Origin of the sequence: Guyparkeria sp., from assembly GCF_046545975.1 — a bacterium.
GTDB lineage: Bacteria > Pseudomonadota > Gammaproteobacteria > Halothiobacillales > Halothiobacillaceae > Guyparkeria.
On sequence record NZ_JBKGYT010000114.1, the window covers coordinates 1 to 4,447 of the forward strand.

1 protein-coding gene and 1 pseudogene are annotated in these 4,447 nt (G+C 68.9%); both read right to left on the reverse strand.

The features are described from left to right. A pseudogene (locus ACLFMY_RS08535) lies at positions 1–3,250 on the reverse strand (efflux RND transporter permease subunit); the annotation flags it as partial. Between the two features lie 12 nt (positions 3,251–3,262). Further along, positions 3,263–4,447: efflux RND transporter periplasmic adaptor subunit (locus tag ACLFMY_RS08540; RefSeq protein WP_410764237.1), on the reverse strand; the 1,185-nt coding region annotated here is incomplete at its 5' end.

A 4,447-nucleotide genomic window follows, 5' to 3' on the forward strand; every position in this document is an offset into this window, starting at 1 on the left:
CGCCGCTGCCACAGCCAGTAGATCACCGGCAGGACGATCATCGACAGGATCGGGGCGGTGATCATGCCGCCGACCATGGGCGCGGCGATGCGCGACATCACCTCGGAGCCGGTGCCCACGCCGATCATGATCGGCATCAGGCCGGCGAGGATCACGGCGACGGTCATCGCCTTGGGGCGGACCCGCAGCACCGCGCCCTCCATCAGGGCGCCCTTCAAATCGGCGCGCGTGTTGAGGCGCCCTTCCTCCTGGTGGCGCTTGATGGCCTGGTCGAGGTAGATCAGCATCACCACGCCGAACTCGGCGGCCACGCCGGCCAGGGCGATCAGCCCCACCGCCACGGCGATCGAGAGGTTGTACTCCAGCGCCCACAGCAGCCAGAAGCTGCCGATCACCGCGAATGGCAGGCTGCCCATGATCATCACCGCCTTGCCGCCGTGGCGGAAGGCGAGATACAGCAGGATGAAGATGATCGCCAGGGTCAGCGGCACCACCTGCTTGAGACGCTCGGTGGCGCGTTCCATGTACTGGTACTGGCCGGACCACTCGATGGCGTACCCGGGCGGCAGGTCGACCTTGTCGCGCAGTTCCTCCCTGGCCCGTTGGACGTAGCCGCCCAGGTCCACGCCGCGCGTGTTGACGAACACGAAGCCGGCCGGCTGTTCTCCGACTTGATCACCGGCGGCCCGGACTCCACCTCGACGGAGGCCACCTGGCCCAGCGCCACGGTCGCCCCGGTGGGCGTGACGATCGGCAGGTCGCGCAGTTTCTCCACCGAGTCGCGGTCGGCCTGCGGGTAGCGCAGGCTCACCGGGAAGCGCTCCAGACCCTCGACCGTGTCGGTGACCTTGACCCCGCCGACGGCCAGACTGATCACGCGCTGGATCTCGCCGATGTTCAGCCCCACGCGCGCGGCCTTGGCGCGGTCCGGGGTGATCACCACGTAGCGCCCGTCCGAGGTGCGATCGGCCATCGCGCTGCGCGTGCCGGGCAGGCCCTTGAGCGCCCCCTCGACTTCCTCGCCGATCGTCTCGATCCGGTCGAGCTCCGGCCCGGTGATCTTGACGCCGATGGGCGTCTGGATGCCGGTGGTCTGCATGTCGATGCGGGTCTTGATCGGCATCACCCACGAGTTGTTCAGGCTGGGGAAGTCGACCTTCTCGTCGAGCCGGTCGATCAGGTCGTCGAGCGTCACGCCCTCGTCCCATTCCTCGCGCGGCTTGAGCGTGATGCTGGTCTCGATCATGGTCAGCGGGGCGGGGTCGGTGGCCGTGTTCGCCCGGCCGATCTTGCCGAATACCCGCTCGACCTCCGGTTCCTCGCTGATCAGCTTGTCCACCTGCTGCATCAGCTGGCGGGCCTCGCCGACCGACAGACCGGGCAGGGTGGTGGGCATGTACAACAGGTCGCCCTCGTCGAGCCGCGGCATGAACTCGCTGCCCATGCCGCTGCCCAGCGACTCGAGCCGGGGCGCCCCCTCGAAAAGCCCCTGCCATCGTTGCTCGAGATCGCCCTGCCACTCGCTGACCTGCGCCTGCCAGTCGGTGTCCCCGGCCCACTTGAGCGGGGCGATATAGCCCGAGATGCCGGCGAACGGCAGCACGGCGGTGAGCAACAGCAGCAGCGCGCCGACCAGCACGCTCCTCGGGAAGCGCAACGCGGCGGCCAGGATGGGCCGGTAGCCCCAGATCAGAAAGCGGTTGAGCGGGTTGCTCTTCTCCGCCGGAATCCGGCCGCGGATGAAGTAGCCCATCAGCACCGGCACCAGCGTCACGGCCAGGCCCGCGGCCGCGGCCATGGCGTAGGTCTTGGTGTAGGCCAGCGGGGCGAACAGGCGTCCCTCCTGCGCCTCGAGGGCGAACACCGGCAGGAACGACAGGGTGATGATCAAGAGCGAGAAGAACAGCGCCGGGCCCACCTCGCCGGCCGCCCGGCCGATCAGCTGCCAGTGTTCCTCGCCCTTGGGCGCCTCGCCGTGGTCGCGCCGGTAGCGGGCGAGGTGCTTGTGGGCGTTCTCGATCATCACGATCGCGGCATCCACCATCGCGCCGATGGCGATCGCGATCCCGCCCAGCGACATGATGTTGGCGTTGATGCCTTGCCAGTGCATGACGATGAACGCCGCGAGGATGCCGAGCGGCAGGCTGACGATGGCGACGAACGCCGAGCGCAGGTGGAACAGGAAGATCAGGCTCACCAGGGCCACCACGATCAGTTCCTGGACCAGCTTCTTCTCCAGGAAGGCCACCGACCGCTCGATCACGCCGCTGCGGTCGTAGGTGGTCAGCACCTCGACGCCCTCGGGCAGGCCGGACTTCACGTCCTCGAGCTTGTCCTTGACCGCGGCGATCACCTCGCGGGCGTTCTCGCCGTGGCGCATGACCACGATGCCGCCGACCACCTCGCCCTTGCCGTCGAGGTCCGCGATGCCGCGCCGTTCGGCCGGCCCGACCTCGACTCGGCCCAGATCACGCACCGTGATCGGCGTGCCGGAATCCGAGACGCCCACCGGGATTTGGGCGATGTCGTCCACCGAGGAGAGGTAGCCGCGGCTGGTGATCATGTACTCGGCGCCGCCGCGCTCCATGACGCCGCCGCCGACCTCGCGGTTGGCCTCGGCGATCGCGTCACGGACCCGGTCGATGGAAATCCCGAAGGTCCGCAGTCGCTGCGGATCGACCGTGATCTGGTACTCGCGCACCATGCCGCCGACGGTGGCCACCTCCGAGACCCCCTCGACCGATTCGAGCTGGAACTTCAGGAACCAGTTCTGCAGCGTCGTCAGCTCGGAGAGGTCATGCTGGCCGGTGGGATCGTTCAGTGCGTACTGGAACACCCAGCCCACGCCGGTGGCATCCGGCCCCAGACTGGGGGTGACGCCCTCGGGCAGGTCCTCGCTGGCCTGGTTGAGGTATTCCAGCACCCGCGAGCGGGCCCAGTAGAGGTCGGTGCCTTCCTCGAAGGTGACGTAGGTGTAGGAGTCGCCGAAGAACGAGTAGCCGCGCACGGCCGTCGAGCCGGGCACGGCCAGCAGGCGGGTGGTCAGCGGGTAGGTGACCTGGTCCTGCACCACCTGCGGCGACTGGCCGGGGTAGCTGGTCTTGACGATCACCTGCGTGTCGGAGAGATCCGGAATGGCGTCCAGCGGGGTGGCCTTCCAGCTCGCCCAGCCGGCCACGGCCAGCAGGGCGGCGAGCAGGACGACCAGCACGCGCAGGCGGATGCAGGCGTGGATGAGTTTTTCGATCATGTCTGCCTCCCCTTAGTGCTGGTGACCGGACGAGTCGTCGGACGACTTGTCGTTTCCGCTCGAGCCGGACAGGCGCGAGAAGGCGGCCTGGACGTTGGATTCGGAGTCGATCAGGAACTGGCCGGAGGCGACCACCTGGTCGCCGGCCTCCAGCCCCGAGACGATCTCGGTGTGGCCGCCGGCCTCGACGCCGGTCTCCACGGCCACCGGCCGGAAGCGGCCCTCGCCGGTGCGCACCACCACGCGAGCGCCGCCGGGTGCCGGGATGATCGCGGTCGATGGCACGGCCAGCACCTCGGGGGCGTTCGCCGGGCTCAGGGTGACCTCGGCGAACTGGTTGGGGCGCAGCAGGCCGTCCTCGTTGTCGAAGGCCAGCCGCACGCGCAGGGTCCGCGACTGCGGGTCGAGCTCGGGGTAGACGAAGTCCACCTCGCCCTCAAACTCGCGACCGGGGATGCCGTCGACGCGCATGCGCGCGGTCTGGCCCTCGCCCACGGCCTGGATGCGTCGTTCGAGCACGTCGACGTTCACCCAGACCCGGTCGCGGCGGGCGATGGTGTAGAGCTCCATGTCGGGGCGGATGTACATCCCCTCGCGCAGGTCGAGCTCGGCGACGTAGCCGTCCTGCGGGGCGCGCAGGGGGATGCGGCGCTGCACCTTGCGGTCCTGACGAATGCGCTCGATGGTCGACTCGGGCACGTTCAGCAATTCCAGCCGGGCGCGGGTGGATTCGATCAGGTCATCCATGCCGCGGCGCAGGGCCACGAGGTAGTCCTGCTGCGCGGAGACGATGTCGGGGGAATAGACCTCCAGCAGCACGTCGCCCTTCTCCACGTTCGCGCCGATCGAGCCGACGTGCAGCCGTTCCACCCAGCCCTCGGCGCGCGGATGGACATGGGCGAGCCGGTCCTCGTCGTAACCCACGGTGCCCACCGTGCGGATCTCGCCGGCCAACTGCCGTTCGGCCGCCTCGGTGACGACCACGTTCATGTGCTGCACCGTCAGCGGGTCGACGGATACGCTGGGGTAACGGTCGGGCTGATCGCCGCCGCCCCCTTGCCCGTCTTCCTCGACCTCCTCGGCGGGGTATTCCTTCTCGACCAGGTCCATGCCGCAGATCGGGCAGGAGCCGGGCTCTTCCTCGACGATCTGCGGATGCATCGGGCAGGTCCAGCGGGTGACGGAGTCGCCGCCGTT